12 protein-coding genes are annotated in these 14,670 nt (G+C 50.1%); 4 read left to right on the top strand and 8 right to left on the bottom strand.

Annotation, left to right across the window (positions count from 1 at the left end):
- Positions 1 to 125: 125 nt before the first annotated feature.
- Both GPK83_RS03425 and GPK83_RS03420 read right to left on the bottom strand, forming a co-directional pair.
- A complete protein-coding gene (locus GPK83_RS03425; protein ID WP_117552118.1) occupies positions 126 to 1,052 on the bottom strand; it encodes a SufD family Fe-S cluster assembly protein in 927 nt (308 codons plus the stop codon).
- Positions 1,052 to 1,786 carry an ATP-binding cassette domain-containing protein gene (locus GPK83_RS03420; protein ID WP_215704010.1) on the bottom strand — a complete coding sequence of 245 codons (735 nt, stop codon included), beginning with the start codon at positions 1,784 to 1,786 and terminating at the stop codon, positions 1,052 to 1,054. Before GPK83_RS03420 ends, GPK83_RS03425 begins: the two co-directional genes overlap by 1 nt.
- Positions 1,787 to 2,127: 341 nt before the next feature.
- Between GPK83_RS03420 and GPK83_RS03415 the strand changes: the two genes are divergently transcribed.
- Positions 2,128 to 3,492 carry a sodium-dependent transporter gene (locus GPK83_RS03415; protein ID WP_117470744.1) on the top strand — a complete coding sequence of 455 codons (1,365 nt, stop codon included), beginning with the start codon at positions 2,128 to 2,130 and terminating at the stop codon, positions 3,490 to 3,492.
- A 132-nt stretch (positions 3,493 to 3,624) separates the two neighbouring features.
- Here the strand turns inward: GPK83_RS03415 and GPK83_RS03410 are convergent, their stop codons facing one another.
- The 3 genes from GPK83_RS03410 to ftsH form a co-directional block, all read right to left on the bottom strand.
- Complete coding sequence (locus tag GPK83_RS03410) at positions 3,625 to 4,770, bottom strand: aldo/keto reductase (RefSeq protein ID WP_215704009.1); 1,146 nt, start codon at positions 4,768 to 4,770, stop codon at positions 3,625 to 3,627.
- 50 nt (positions 4,771 to 4,820) lie between these two features.
- Complete coding sequence (locus GPK83_RS03405) at positions 4,821 to 6,395, bottom strand: S8 family peptidase (protein WP_252196223.1); 1,575 nt, start codon at positions 6,393 to 6,395, stop codon at positions 4,821 to 4,823.
- Positions 6,396 to 6,726: 331 nt separating this feature from the next.
- Positions 6,727 to 8,814 carry an ATP-dependent zinc metalloprotease FtsH gene (gene ftsH, locus GPK83_RS03400; protein ID WP_252196222.1) on the bottom strand — a complete coding sequence of 696 codons (2,088 nt, stop codon included), beginning with the start codon at positions 8,812 to 8,814 and terminating at the stop codon, positions 6,727 to 6,729.
- 207 nt (positions 8,815 to 9,021) lie between these two features.
- On the opposite strand from ftsH, the gene GPK83_RS03395 reads away from it, so the two are divergent.
- The 3 genes from GPK83_RS03395 to GPK83_RS03385 all read left to right on the top strand — a co-directional run bounded on the left by GPK83_RS03395 (position 9,022) and on the right by GPK83_RS03385 (position 10,719).
- Positions 9,022 to 9,513 (top strand): DNA-deoxyinosine glycosylase, encoded by a 492-nt coding sequence (locus GPK83_RS03395; protein ID WP_215704007.1) that lies wholly within the window; start codon positions 9,022 to 9,024, stop codon positions 9,511 to 9,513.
- Positions 9,514 to 9,582: 69 nt separating this feature from the next.
- On the top strand, positions 9,583 to 9,783 hold the full coding sequence (locus GPK83_RS03390) for a hypothetical protein (protein ID WP_117513673.1): 201 nt from the start codon (positions 9,583 to 9,585) through the stop codon (positions 9,781 to 9,783).
- A gap of 27 nt (positions 9,784 to 9,810) precedes the next feature.
- Entirely contained in the window at positions 9,811 to 10,719 is a 909-nt protein-coding gene (locus GPK83_RS03385; RefSeq protein WP_215704006.1) for a radical SAM protein, read from the top strand.
- Between the two features lie 684 nt (positions 10,720 to 11,403).
- Here GPK83_RS03385 and GPK83_RS03380 read toward each other — a convergent pair.
- The 3 genes from GPK83_RS03380 to GPK83_RS03370 form a co-directional block, all read right to left on the bottom strand.
- A complete protein-coding gene (locus GPK83_RS03380) occupies positions 11,404 to 12,018 on the bottom strand; it encodes a DedA family protein (protein ID WP_215704005.1) in 615 nt (204 codons plus the stop codon).
- 99 nt (positions 12,019 to 12,117) lie between these two features.
- A complete protein-coding gene (gene trpS / locus GPK83_RS03375; protein WP_215704004.1) occupies positions 12,118 to 13,206 on the bottom strand; it encodes a tryptophan--tRNA ligase in 1,089 nt (362 codons plus the stop codon).
- A 112-nt stretch (positions 13,207 to 13,318) separates the two neighbouring features.
- Positions 13,319 to 14,554: a DUF1015 family protein gene (locus GPK83_RS03370; RefSeq protein WP_117514162.1), complete on the bottom strand. Its 1,236-nt coding sequence runs from the start codon at positions 14,552 to 14,554 to the stop codon at positions 13,319 to 13,321.
- Positions 14,555 to 14,670 lie beyond the last annotated feature (116 nt).

Genomic DNA, 14,670 nt, shown 5'->3' with positions numbered 1-14,670 from the left:
GACCTACTGAACAGTTACAATTCTGCTTACATCTGCATTTCTGACGTGTAATTGCGAAAAAAAGCAGGTCTACATCGGTGTTTTTCACCTGCAGACCTGCTTTTATTATGCATAACCTTTCGATTTTAGTTCAGGAAGTTCTCAATAATAACGCTCTCCGCCTCTTCCTCGGTAAGTCCCAGCGTCCGAAGCTTTAAGAGCTGCTCATCGTTGATCCTTCCGATCGCCGCCTCGTGAATGATCGCCGCGTTTAAGTCGCGCGCACGGATCTCCGGAATGGATCCGATCTCGGCGTGGTCCATAATAATGGAGTCACACTGGATATGGGCCTGACATTTGTTGTTTCCGACCGCCTTCGGGTGGAAAGTCTGGACGGAATTGCCTTTTCCGACAGATCTTGAGATGATCTGGGCTGAGCTGTCCTCACCGTTTAAGCGTACCTCGATGTTGGACTCCGCCGTCTGGTCTCCCTCGGTCATGAGGCGCTCCGTCACATACAATCTGGAGTTTTTATCCATCTCCACAAGCGTCTCGCGGACTGTGGAGTCAACGCCCTTGATCTGTGCCGTATCCAGCGTAAATACGGAATTTTCTCCCACATAGATATTCGTCACCGGATTCAGCACGCGGCCGCCGGTTCCATTTCCCTCTCCATAATGTTTTTCCTGATAACAGACGTTCGCGTTCTTTCCAACATGAAAGGTGTGGATCCCGTCATGTCTGCTCTCATTGCATCCGCTGTTGTGGATCCCGCAGCCCGCAACGATCGTAACGTCCGCGCCGTCCGCGATATAGAAATCATTGTATACAAGGTCTGTCATGCCGGAAACGCTGACGACCACCGGGATGTAAACTTTCTCGCCCTTTGTATCGCCATCAATATAGATATCGATGCCCGGCTTGTCCGTCTTCTTCTTGATCTTAATATGCTCACTGTCACCGTGGCAGATGGACGTTCCGTTCTGGCGCAGGTTGAAAGCGCCCTTCTGGGAAAATCCGTTGTCATTGATGACTTTCAGTACTTCTTCTACTACATGATCCAGCTCTACCATTACGCTCTCACCCCCGCATTTCCTGCACATGCATGACATTTATCAAGACCTTCTAAACACGGCAGGACATCTTCCTTCCGTCCTTCCGCCTTGATCTTCCCGTCATCGATCACCATGATCCGATCTGCCATGCTGATGATCTTCTCCTGATGGGAAATGACGATCAGACTCTGTTTTTTTTCTTTGTGGATCTCCTCGAATTTCCGGATCAGCATGGAAAAACTCCAGAGATCGATCCCGGCTTCCGGCTCATCAAAAATGCATAAGGTATGTTCCTTCGCAAGAACCGTCGCGATCTCGATCCGCTTCATCTCGCCTCCGGAAAGCGTTCCGTCGATCTGACGGCCTAAATATTCCTCCGCGCAGAGTCCCACATCGGACAGAAGCCTGCAGCACTCCTGATCTTCCAGCTCTCTTCCTGCTGCCAGAGCAAGAAGTCTCTGCACCGTCATTCCCTTAAATCTCGGCGGCTGCTGGAACGCATAGCCGATCCCGGCGTTGGCGCGGTGGTTGATATCAAAATCCGTGATATCTTCCCCGTTTAAAAAGATCTTTCCGCTCTCCGCCTTCTCAATTCCGATCAGGACCTTCGCCAGTGTGGACTTTCCACCGCCGTTTGGTCCCGTGATCACCAGCATCTCCCCATCGTCCACCTGGAAAGAAATATGATCCAGAAGACATTTTTTCGCCCCATTCTCCTCCACATGGAGGATCAAATTTTCTGCTTTTAACACAATTTCACCTCTCTGTATCTATCAATGGGCTCAGACCCTGTCGGATAAAAGCCCATGTACATCGACACCATTCCTGCGTCTGTATCCAAATATAAACTGTATTTATCTGGTAGGAATAAGTGTATTATAACGCAAAACCGATAATTTCGCCATCAAATTATAAGATTCTCCGGTTGTTCCTTTTTTTATACATTCTTCTGCGTTCTGATTATACCTTCCATCGGTTCTATTCCAATTTTAGTCTCCCCGACAGTTCAAATTGCCTTTTTTCATATTCTATGATAGACTATCCCTTACACGCACAAATGTATTTGTGATAAAAACATGAGGAGAAATTAATTATGAATCGTAAACGAAGTTCGTTCTCCGGAAAGCTCGGTTTCGTCCTGTCGGCGGCGGGCGCGTCCGTAGGACTTGGAAACATCTGGCGTTTCCCCTATCTCGCAGCAAAGTATGGCGGGGGAATCTTTCTACTCGTCTATATCATTCTGGCACTGACCTTTGGCTACACGATGATCGTGGCGGAAACTGCTCTCGGCCGCATGACAAAAAAGAGTCCGGTGGGTGCCTATGAATCCTTTGGAAAGTCAAAATGGCTGTCCTTCGGCGGCTGGATCAATGCTGTGATCCCGATCCTGATCGTCCCGTACTATTCTGTGATCGGCGGCTGGGTCATCAAATATCTGGCTGAATACCTTCTTGGACATGGACAGGCCCTTGCCACGGACGAATATTTCTCCGCGTTTATTTCCAACGGTCGTTCCACGGAGATCTGCTTTATTCTCTTCACCCTATTTACAGTTGTTATCATTTACGCAGGTGTACGCAACGGGATCGAGCGTGTATCGAAGTTTATGATGCCGATCCTCGTGGTCCTTTCCCTGCTCATCGCGGGCTATTCCGTATCGAGACCGGGGGCTATGAGTGGTGTGAAATATCTTCTGGTACCAAACCTTGAGAACTTCTCATGGATGACGGTGGTATCCGCTATGGGACAGATGTTCTACTCCCTGTCCATCGCCATGGGAATCCTTATCACCTTCGGTTCCTACATGAAAAAAGATACTTCAATCGAAGATTCCACCCAGAATGTTGAGATCTTCGATACCGCTATCGCGATCATGGCCGGTCTCATGATCATCCCGGCCGTCTTCGCCTTCTCCGGCGGTGACCCGGATACCCTGCAGGCCGGTCCTGCGCTGATGTTCATCACGATCCCGAAGGTGTTCGCAAGCATGGGACTCGGAGCCGCAGTCGGCATCCTGTTTTTTGTCCTGGTCCTGTTCGCGGCTGTCACAAGTTCCATCGCCCTGACCGAGAGTGCCGTCTCCACTTTTGAGGATGAGCTGCACTGGAGCCGGAAAAAGGCGACGGTATTTATGGCTGTCATTATGCTCCTGCTCGGAACGCTCTCCTGTCTCGGCTATGGTCCACTGGCCGGTGTGACCGTGATCGGAATGCAGTTCCTTGACTTCTTCGATTTCCTGACAAACTCTGTCATGATGCCGATCGCGGCGATCGCAACCTGCCTTCTCGTATCGAAAGTCATCGGAGTTGCAAAGATCGAACAGGAGGTCACAGACGGCGGCCATCCGTTCCGCAGAAAAGTGATCTTCCAGTTTATGATCCAGTATCTCTGCCCGATCTTTGCGGCTATCATACTGATCAGTTCTGTGGCGAACGCGTTTGGGTGGATCTCGATGTAACGTATCTTTATATTTGTGGTTATCGACCTTTGCCGTCCCTTCCGTCAGGATCAGGACGGCTTTTTTCAAGTGACATGATTCTATTTCTCCTTTGTTGATAATCCGCTGACTGGATTTTCGATCTCCGTAATATCAGCATCCAAATAACTTTGCAGTCTTCTCCATCCGCTCCGCGATCGGAACGCCAAACGGGCACCGTGCTTCGCACAAATGACATCCGATGCACTCCGATGCCTTATGTTCCAGAAGCTCATAGTGGGATTGCACTGTCGCCGGGATCTGCGGCTGCATGGTTGCCAGATCATAAAACTTGTTGATCATGGCAATATCCAGATTTGCGGCACACGGCTTGCAATGTCCGCAGTATGTACATTCGCCCCGATAAGAATGGAACGGTGCATTCGCGATCACAGATGCATAATCTTTCTCTGTCTCTGAGGAGCTCTCATATCCCACTGCCGCATCCACCTGCTCCTTTGTGTCATATCCACACATGATGGAGCAGACAGCCGGTCTCGTCAGCGCATAATGGATACACTGGACCGGGGTAAGACAGACACCGAACGGAGATCTCTTCGCATCGAAAAGTCTTCCGCCCGCGAATCCCTTCATGACCGTGATCCCCACATCGTTCTCCTCACAGGCCTTATAGAGCATCGCCCGGTCCAGATCGATCCCCTTAAGTCCCGCGTCAAACTCCTCCGCAAACATCGTATCGATATCCTCACTCGCCGGCAGCATATCAAACGCCGGGTTGATGCTGAAAAGGATCATCTCTATATATCCGGACTCAACTGCCTTCATAGCTACCTTTGGATTGTGGGAGCTCATGCCGATGTGCCGGATCACGCCTTTTTCTTTCAGCTCCATCACATAATCCAGATAATCAGAGTGCTGGATTTTCTCCCACTCTTCCTCAGAATCCACATAGTGGATCATTCCGAGATCGATATAGTCGGTCTGCAGTCTCTTTAAAAGGTCCTCAAAGGCCGGACGCACATATTTCATCTCCCGCGTGCGGAAATACTGTCCGTCCTTCCAGGTAGACCCGATGTGTCCCTGAATAAACCACTGATCCCGGTTCTCTTTAATTCCCTCGCCGATGATATTTCTCGATTTCGGATCCGCCATCCAGCAGTCCAGAATATTGATCCCTTTCTCTGATGCATACCGGATCAGCTCAATGCCCTCAGTTTCCGTATGCCGTTCCAGCCATTCCCCGCCAAATCCGATCTCACTCACCATGAGCCCTGTTTTTCCCAATCGTCTTGTCTTCATGTGTTCTCCTCCGATCATCTGTTGCCTCCGGCATTTCTCCTATCAGGATCCTACTGAAATGCCCCCGGTCCGTCGCTCTCCGACACGAATTTCGCGATCTTCACCGCTCCATTTCCATTCTTATCCACGGCATAGAACGTATACGTTCCTTTTTCCGTGATCTGGAACGCCGCCATATCCTTATCATTCACCGTAAACGCCGTTCCTTCCACAGTCCCGTTCGCAAACTCCCCGGCTGTATGCTCGCCCTTTGCATAGAAGAGCTTATCAAGATCCCCGTCAATATCGAGGACGCGGACCGTCAGATACATTCCACCATTCCGGTTCGAGGTCTGCATCTCCAGATATGGAGCCGTTCCGTTCGCCGGTCTCGTTCCACCGTTCTGAAATCCCCTTCTTGATAAACTGCCGATATCATAGGAAAGGGCTGCGCCCACATTCAGCATACCGCCGGACACCGTCACGTCCTTGAGACTCTCCATCGGTGTCACCGTGGACATCAGGATCTCCTTCACATCCGCAACCCCGATCCCGTCAAAATACGAATAGATCATTGCCGCCGCCCCGGACACCATCGGTGCCGCCATGGACGTTCCGCTCATATATCCATAGGTGTTTCCAGGGGTCGTACTTAAAATATAACTTCCCGGCGCCGCAAGATCCACGGTCGTTTTTCCATAGTTGGAGCTTGCGGACAGTGCCCCATCAAAGCTTAGATTCGCGACGGAAATAATATTGTCCAGATCATACGCCGCCGGATAAAACGGGATCACGTCCGTATCAACGCCTTTTCCTGTCTTCGGATTTCCGTTTCCCGCTGCCACTACAAACAGCATACCGGAATTCTTCATCGCCTCATATAACGCCTTATCATCTGTCGTCGACGTCAGGCTCAGGTTGCAGATCACCGCTCCGTTATCCTCCGCATATTTGATCGCCTTGATGACAGCCGCCGTGCTTCCGCCGCCGTCATTTCCTCCAAGGGCCTTTAACGCCATCACCCGAACCCGGGTTCCCGGAACGATTCCCGAGATTCCGATCCCGTTTCCTGTCCCGGCACTGATCGTCCCGGCCCCGTGGGTTCCGTGGCTGTCCTCATTCCCGGTGAAGATCTGATTGTTATTATTGTAGAAATTCCACCCATAACAATCATCTACGTAGCCGTTTCCGTCATCGTCGATGCCGTTTTCCGGAATCTCATCGGTATTGACCCATAAAGTGTCCTTCAGATCTTCATGAGAAGCATCAATTCCCGTATCGATCATTGCGACGATGGTATCATGGCTTCCGTTCCCATATGTCTCCCATGCCTGTTTCAGGTTGATATCCACGCCGGAAACCGCCTGTCTCTTCTTTACCTCCACGAGAGTTCCAAGAAGCTCCGCATTCTCCGATGGCTGACCGAACGGATCCGAGTAGACCGGATACTTCGTAACCTCTTCCGATGTGAACGATCCATCGTTGAAGAACGCCCACTGCTCCGATGCGGACGGGTCATTCGTCTGAAGTTTTTCAGACGCATACGCCATAGACGGCTGTCCCGCTGCCGCGAGCATCACCGCCGCCATAAATCCCGCCGCATGTCTGCAGACCGCTTTTCTCTTTCCATAATCATTCTGATCCATAAAAATTCTCTTTTCTCTCTCCATTTCCAGCCCTTCAAAGCGGACATTCGCAATTCTCTTCCGTTGTTTGCTGGTCTGTGTTTAGATCTATTTTTTAATTTTACCAGATATTCTTGTCTTTTTCATGAATTATTTCTTTTATTTGTTAACATCCGGGATTTTCAGTTCAGAAAATTCCTACCCGCGTACAGTAACGATTTTCTCCCCTGCTTCACGTTTTCTGCAACCATCTACTGGACTTTTCATATATAAAAGCCGGACATAACGTGAATTTCCCGAAAAAACGGGCAGGATGACCTATTTTTATCATCCTGCCCGTTTTCGTACCGTATTAATTCTGCTGATCCATCGGATCCTGTCCGTTTCCAGCCTGCGGCATCCGCTGCCCATCAGCTGCTCCGGCATATCCGCCGTTCTCATTCGCCGGCGCATTCTGCACATGTTCTGCGACCTGCACGCCCGGATCCTGTACCTGCAAAGCCTCAGCAGCCTGTACCTGCTGGCTCGCTGCGTCCTCCGCGAACTCGCCGCCCATCCGGCTCTTCTCTTCTTTCTTTCCTTCCTCCGGCTCCGGGATTCCCTTTACCTCACGGAAGATCTTCATAAACTCCTTGCCGGTGATCGTCTCTTTCTCGATCAGGAACGCCGCGATCTGATCCATCGCATCACGGTTTTCGGAGAGAAGACGCTTTGCCTCAGCATACGCCTCTTTCAACATCTTCATGACTTCCGTATCGATCTCAGCGGCTGTCGCGTCACCACAGTTTAAGACAGTGCGTCCTGTCAGATACTGGTTCTCCTGAGTCTCTAATCCCATAAGGCCGAACTTCTCAGACATACCGTACTGGGTGACCATCGCTCTCGCGATCCTTGTCGCCTGCTCGATATCGTTTGCTGCGCCTGTCGTTACCGTATCAAATACAAGTTCCTCAGCCGCACGGCCTGCAAGAGAAACAACAAGCATTGCCTGAAGCTCTTTCTTCGTATTTAAGTATTTCTCCTCCTCCGGAACCTGCATCACGTAACCCAGCGCACCCATAGTACGCGGCACGATCGTGATCTTCTGGACCGGTTCAGCGTCTTTCTGAAGAGCGGTGACAAGCGCATGTCCAACCTCATGGTAGGAGACGATCCGGCGCTCTTCCTTGCTTAAGATCCTGTCTTTCTTCTCTTTTCCGACAAGGACAAGCTCCACTGCCTCAAAAAGATCTTTCTGGGAAACAGCCTGACGTCCATTCTTGACCGCATTGATGGCTGCCTCGTTCATCATATTCGCGAGATCCGCACCCACGGCGCCGGACGTCGCAAGGGCGATCTCCTCGAAATCGACGGTCTCATCCAGACGCACATCCTTGGAATGTACTTTTAAGATATTCACACGGCCTTTCAGGTCCGGCTTGTCAACAATCACACGTCTGTCAAAACGTCCCGGTCTCAAAAGTGCCGGATCCAGAATCTCCGGACGGTTCGTCGCGCCCAGGACGAGAAGTCCCTTAGAGGAATCAAATCCATCCATCTCGGAAAGCAGCTGGTTTAAGGTCTGCTCTCTCTCATCATTTCCGCCCATCCGGCTGTCACGGCTGCGTCCGATGGCATCGATCTCATCAATAAAGATGATACACGGTGCGGACTGCTGTGCCTGTTTGAAGAGGTCACGGACACGGGACGCACCCACGCCGACAAACATCTCCACGAAATCAGAACCGGAAAGGGAATAGAACGGAACATGTGCCTCACCGGCTACCGCCTTCGCAAGCAGAGTCTTACCTGTTCCTGGAGGTCCCACAAGGAGCGCTCCTTTCGGCAGTTTTGCACCGATCTTTGAATATTTCTGCGGGTTATGCAGGAAATCAACGATCTCCACAAGGGATTCCTTCGCCTCGTCCTCGCCCGCTACGTCAGCAAACGTGACTCCCGTCTCCTTCTGGACGTAGACCTTGGCGTTGCTCTTTCCAACGCCCATCATTCCTCCGCCGCCCATCCGGCTGTACATCATATAGAGAAGTCCGATCATAAGCGCTGACGGGAGTACCCATCCCATCAGAAAGTTTAAAATACTCGCGCTCGTACTCGTATCTTCCGCCACCACATGGACCCCGTTGGCATCTAAAAGACGCTCTGCAAGATCAACATCCGGGATTCTTACCGTATAATACTGGATGAAGCGGGAAAGCTTCGTGGAAGAAGTCTTTGGCGTTAAGTAGATCCTGTTGCTGGAGATCTTCGCCGTATCGATCTCTCCCTCTTTTAAGTATTCCACAAATTCCTCATACCCGAGTTCCTGGGTCTGGTTTTTGCGGACCATGTTGTTCATAACGGTCACAGCGATCAGCGTGATCACTAGGATCAGGGCGAGCACCCCGATATTCTGTCCGCTTGGCCGCTTTCCGCCATTTCTGTTCTGATTGTTGTTGTCCATTGATTTTCTCCACTTCTTTTGCGCATATATCACATTTGGGTATATTGACCCATGATTTTGTGATACCTAATCATTATAAGTTGAGTTTCCCCATAAGGCAATAAAAAAAGTATGAAATTTCTATGTTTACAAAAAATATCAGAAACGCTACAATACAACATGGATAGCAATTTTATCATTTAAAATATATCTGAAAGGATATTTATCATGAATACCGTCACACACCCGATTCCGCCTGTTTTTGACAGCGCCTCCAGGATTCTGATCCTCGGTTCCTTCCCGTCCGTCAAATCCAGGGAAGGACATTTTTTCTATCACCACCCGCAGAACCGTTTCTGGAAGACCCTGTCCGGAATTCTCGCGGTTCCGGTTCCGGGCAGTATTGATGAGAAAAAGGAATTTCTCCTCTCCCATCATATTGCCCTCTGGGATGTGATCGCATCCTGCTCCATCGAGGGTTCCAGCGACAGCTCCATCCACGATGTCGTGCCCAACGATCTCTCCCGGATCCTGTCTGCCTCCAGTATTCAGGCAATCTTCTGCAATGGGAAGACCTCCTGGAACTATTATAAAAAATATCAGGAGGCCGTGACCGGAATCCCGGCAGTCTCCCTTCCCTCCACGAGCCCGGCGAACGCGGCGTGGACGCTGGAGAAATTAGAAGGAGCCTGGGGTGTGATTTCAGATTATCTCGAATAAAAAATTATGAATTACTTTCCTGTTTTATTTTCCTTTTTCGATGGAAACTATCATTCAGGAGGTGATTCCATGAAAAACTCATCAAAGAAACTGCTTACCAGCGCCGACTGGGACATCGACATCCAGGCCTGCTCCGCCACCGACTGCACCGGCCTGATCCCGGCGCTCCCGGAGACCGACGCAGAATTAGAACATTATCAGGAGCTCTACCACTACCTGCCGGATTCCCCGGACCAGACAGCTGATGATTCCGACCATTATAAATCCTAAACCAACACGAAAGAAGCATTTAAAGTTATGTTAACCGAATCCATCTACAAATCATGCACTCTCTGTCCCAGGGAATGCCACGCCGACCGTACAATCTCCACCGGCTTCTGCGGCGCCGGGCACGAGCTCCGCGCCGCCAGGGCCGCCCTGCATATGTGGGAAGAACCCTGCATCAGCGGCACCACCGGAAGCGGAACCGTCTTCTTCTCCGGCTGTACGTTACGCTGCGTCTTTTGCCAGAACTTCCAGCTGAGTCACGAAAACTACGGAAAAACCATCTCCGTCTCCCGCCTCGCCGATATCTTCCTGGAACTCCAGGAAAAAGGCGCCGCAAACATCAACCTCGTGACCGGGACCCAGTTCGCTCCATCTATCGTCCGCGCCCTGGATCTCGCGAAGCCGAAGCTTCAGATCCCTGTCGTCTTTAACTGCGGCGGCTACGAAAAGCTTGAAACGATCCGTGATCTCGCAGACTACGTCGATATCTGGCTTCCAGACCTCAAATACATGGACAGCGGTCTCGCCAAGAAATACTCCGCCGCCCCGGACTATTTCGAGAAAACCTCCGACGCCATAAAAGAAATGATCCGCCTCACCGGCGGACTTTCCTGGAATAAAAGGAATCCATCAATGCTGGACCGCGGCGTCATCATCCGCCACATGGTCCTTCCGGGCGCAAAAGAGGACTCGATCCGCCTCCTGCACTGGATCAGAGAAAATCTCCCGGATCACCAGTACCTTATCAGCATCATGAGCCAGTATACGCCGTTCTACAGGAGCACCGAATATCCGGAGATCAACCGGCGGATCACCTCCTATGAGTATAACAAAGTCGTTGACACCGCGATTGACCTCGGTCTCACGGAAGGGTTTATGCAGGAAAGAAGTAGCGCGAAAGAAGAATATACGCCACCGTTTGACTGTGAAGGGCTTTAATACAGATTAATAAGCCTGCCGGTTACAGACCTGCACCTGGTTCGTACAGACAGTTTGCTACTCTCCCCCCAAAAGCAAGTGGCAGCAATTCTTTTCTGCGCATAAAAAGTGGGTACCGAATCAATTTTCTTGTTTCGATACCCACCTTAATGTTCTGCGTTATCCAATGGATCTTACCTCGTTTTCATTAGATTTTTTCTATATGAAGTTTTCCTTTTTCACTCCGCCGGCTTTTTCCGAAATCTTATCTTTCTTTTCGTTCTCATATCGATTATTGTATTTCTCTTTTTGATACTTTCTCGTCATATCTTGAAGGATTTCAAATAATCTTTTTTTCGATTAATTACCCGGTTTTGTGTTTTTCCTTTGTTCCGGATTTTTCAAATTTGAAAAATGGAACGAGACTTATGTGTTCGGTGGACTGTACCTCCTTTACTTAGATTTTTTTAAGTACGAACCTTTTCGTCTTCTTTGCTTTGTTCTCTCTTTCTTTTTGTTGTCTTCATTATATTCGATATCTTCTCATTTGTCAATATGTTTTTAGAAAAAATATTTTTTATTTTATTGTTATTAGTTTATTGTTCTATTGTATATAATTATTCAAATAATTATATTATTCCGCAAAATAAATTCACGCTCTTTTTCCATCCTTCTCCCATCCGCAATGACCTTTCTATATGGCTTCTACAGCTTTCTTCTTTCTCCGCACCCGCGAAACAGGACAGCAAAGGCGATGGAGATCCCAGCTATCATGAGAAACAGATCCGAATACACCCCAAAGGCCGCCGACACCTTCTCCCAGGAGTCCCCAGCGATCCTCCCGGCATAGACGAGGACCGTGTTCCACAGAAGACTTCCCGCCGCCGTAAAGACAAGAAACGGCACAAACGGCATCCTGGCAATCCCTGCAGGGATGGAGATCAGGCTGCGGACGATGGGGATCAGCCTGCACAGGAACACCGCCGATCTCCCGCGTTCCCTGAACCATCCTTTCGCGAGATCCACATCTTCCAGGCGGAAGTGAAGCAGATGTCCGATCTGTCCGCAGAGCAGTTTCCGGAACACCTCATCCGGCAGAAACCGTCCCACGCTGTATAGAATGACAGCCCCCGCCAGCGATCCGGCAGTGGAAAATAGGATCACACCGATGGGCGTCATGTCCGTGCAGACCGTCATGACGCCCCCAAAGGTCAGGATCACCTCCGACGGGATCGGAGGAAAGAGATTTTCAACTAAAATAAGGAGGAACACAGCAAGATTGCCGTATTCCCCCATCAATTCCAGTACCAGCTCCCGCATACAGACACCCCCGCTTTACCATGGGTATAATATATGCAGCATCCAGTCTGTTTTATTCACTTTTCCCGAATCCATTCATCTGCAGATTCAGCTTTTATATTAACCGTTATACTTCTCACTCTGCTCCGCGATCAGCGCCGCATCGTCAAAGTAGTTGATCTTCATAGCCGCACGCATCTCCTTTAATGTCTGTGCAGCTACGCGTTCTGCCTTCTCGCTTCCGCTCTTTAAGATCTCGTATACAGCCGGGATGTCCTGCTCCCATCTCTTTCTTCTCTCGCGGATCGGACGGAGCTCCTCCTCAAGCACACGGTTCAAGAACTTCTTGACCTTTACATCGCCAAGTCCACCGCGTTTGTAGTGCTCTTTCACCTCGTCGAGGTTCTTGTAATCCGGCCAGAACTCTGCGAAGTATTCGTCCTTGCAGAATGCGTCCAGATATGTGAAGACGGTATTTCCCTCAACCTGTCCCGGATCGCTTACCTTTAAGTGGTTCGGATCTGTGTACATGGACATGACTTTCTTCTTTACGTCCTCCTCTGTATCGGAAAGGTAGATGCAGTTTCCTAAGGATTTGCTCATCTTTGCCTTTCCGTCGGTGCCCGGAAGACGGCGGCATGCGTCGTTTGTCGGAAGAAGAATATCCGGCATAACAAGGGTATCTGTATTGTATACCGTATTGAATTTGTGAACGATCTCTCTCGTCTGCTCAACCATCGGCATCTGGTCCTCACCAGCCGGAACCACATTTGCCTTGAAGGCTGTGATATCTGCTGCCTGGCTGATCGGGTAGGTGAAGAAGCCGACCGGGATGCTGGCCTCAAAGTTTCTCATCTGGATCTCACTCTTTACGGTTGGGTTTCTCTGCAGTCTGGAAACCGTAACGATGTCCATAAAGTAAGCGGTCATCTCGTAAAGCTCCGGCACCATGGACTGGATAAAGATCGTGGATTTTTCCGGATCAAGACCTGCAGACAGGTAATCGAGCGCAACCTCCAGAATATTCTGGCGGACCTTCTCCGGGTTATCCGCATTGTCTGTGAGCGCCTGGGAGTCAGCAATCATGATATAGATATCGCTATACTCTCCGGAATTCTGAAGCTCTACTCTTCTTCTAAGAGATCCTACATAATGTCCTACATGAAGACGACCTGTCGGACGGTCTCCTGTTAAAATAATCTTTCCCACAACAATATTCCTTTCTCTCCTGTGATGTCAGGTTTCTGTGATACCGGCGGCTCCACGACTGCAGTCCCATTTCGATCTCCAGAAATCCTGTCGGCTGACCCCAAGTTTCAGGCTACAGCCGGTGGATGAAAATTCCGCTTCGCAGTTTCGGTTCAAACCAGGTCGATTTCGGCGGCATCAGAAGCCCCGCGTCCGCAACAGACAGCAGTTCTTCCATCGATGTCGGATACATGGAAAAGGCAATCTTCATGTCCGCCTCACAGCGGCGCTCCAGTTCTTTCACGCCGCGGATCCCGCCCACAAAGTCGATGCGCTTATCCGTTCTCGGGTCTCCGATTCCAAGCACCGGAGCCAGGAATTTCTCCTGGAGCACGGACACGTCAAGTCCCTTCACCGGATCATCCGGTCGGACTCCCGCCTTTAATTTCAGATCATACCATGTTCCTCCGAGGTACATGCCGACCTCACCGCGTTCCTTCGGCTCCACAGCTTCCTTTAAAGGTCCGGAGACCTCAAAAAGCTTCGAAGCTTCCTTTAAGAGCTCCTCCTCCGAGTGTCCGTTCAGATCCCACACTACACGGTTATACGGCAGGATCGTCAGTTCATCCTCTGAGAACAGTACGGAGAGGAAGTAGTTGAACGGGGCGTCCTTCGGCGCGTCCGGGTGTTCCGCCCTGCGCTTTAAGGCAACCTTCACGGCAGAAGCCGCGCGGTGATGACCGTCTGCGATATATGTCGCCGGGAGCTTTTCAAATTCCTCCCGGATCTCTTTTATCATATCACCGGATCCGATTTTCCATACCCGGTGTCTGATTCCATCCTCTGAGATAAAATTATAAAGCGGATTCTCCTCTTTTGCAAGTGCAACCAGTTCTTTTAAGCGTTTTACCGGGCGATATGCGAGAAAAATCGGTCCGGACTGGGCGTCCATCACATCGATATGGCGGATCCGGTCCAGTTCCTTCTCCTCTCTCGTGTTCTCGTGCTTCTTGATCACGCCGTTTACATAGTCATCTACGCTTGAGCATGCCACGATTCCTGTCTGGGAATGATCGTTCATCGTGAGTTCATAGAGATAGTAGGTCTCATTCGGATCTTCCACATAGTTTCCGTCCTTCACCCATTGTTCGAAAAGATCCTTTGCGTGGGCATAGACCTCCGGCGCGTACATGTCCGCCGTGTCCGGGAATCCCGTCTCCGGGCGGTCGATGGCGAGGAAGGAAAGCGGATGGGACTTCACCTCTCGCTTTGCCTCCTCCCTGTTGTATACATCATACGGAAGTGCCGCGATCTCTGCCGCATGTTCTGCTGCCGGGCGCACGCATGAAAACGGTCTCACTACTGCCATGCCTGTTACCTCCCCATATTATTTTATCCTGCCTCTATATTACACTCAATTCTCTATAAACGCAATTCATCCATGACGATTTTTCGTACATGGATGAATTACAATTACATTTCACA

Origin of the sequence: Clostridium sp. MCC328 (assembly GCF_018785465.1) — a bacterium.
GTDB lineage: Bacteria > Bacillota > Clostridia > Lachnospirales > Lachnospiraceae > Pilosibacter > Pilosibacter fragilis.
The sequence above is the reverse complement of the archived record's forward strand: the minus strand, read 5'-3'. Positions and strand labels throughout refer to the sequence as shown.

What these genes read in the sequence shown, in the direction of transcription:
- GPK83_RS03415 (WP_117470744.1), top strand. Translation starts at nt 2,128, where the DNA reads ATGAATCGTAAACGAAGTTCGTTCTCCGGAAAGCTCGGTTTCGTCCTG.
- GPK83_RS03405 (WP_252196223.1), bottom strand. Translation starts at nt 6,395, where the DNA reads ATGGATCAGAATGATTATGGAAAGAGAAAAGCGGTCTGCAGACATGCG.
- GPK83_RS03410 (WP_215704009.1), bottom strand. Translation starts at nt 4,770, where the DNA reads ATGAAGACAAGACGATTGGGAAAAACAGGGCTCATGGTGAGTGAGATC.
- GPK83_RS03370 (WP_117514162.1), bottom strand. Translation starts at nt 14,554, where the DNA reads ATGGCAGTAGTGAGACCGTTTTCATGCGTGCGCCCGGCAGCAGAACAT.
- GPK83_RS03395 (WP_215704007.1), top strand. Translation starts at nt 9,022, where the DNA reads ATGAATACCGTCACACACCCGATTCCGCCTGTTTTTGACAGCGCCTCC.
- GPK83_RS03390 (WP_117513673.1), top strand. Translation starts at nt 9,583, where the DNA reads ATGAAAAACTCATCAAAGAAACTGCTTACCAGCGCCGACTGGGACATC.
- GPK83_RS03380 (WP_215704005.1), bottom strand. Translation starts at nt 12,018, where the DNA reads ATGCGGGAGCTGGTACTGGAATTGATGGGGGAATACGGCAATCTTGCT.
- ftsH (WP_252196222.1), bottom strand. Translation starts at nt 8,814, where the DNA reads ATGGACAACAACAATCAGAACAGAAATGGCGGAAAGCGGCCAAGCGGA.
- GPK83_RS03385 (WP_215704006.1), top strand. Translation starts at nt 9,811, where the DNA reads ATGTTAACCGAATCCATCTACAAATCATGCACTCTCTGTCCCAGGGAA.
- GPK83_RS03425 (WP_117552118.1), bottom strand. Translation starts at nt 1,052, where the DNA reads ATGGTAGAGCTGGATCATGTAGTAGAAGAAGTACTGAAAGTCATCAAT.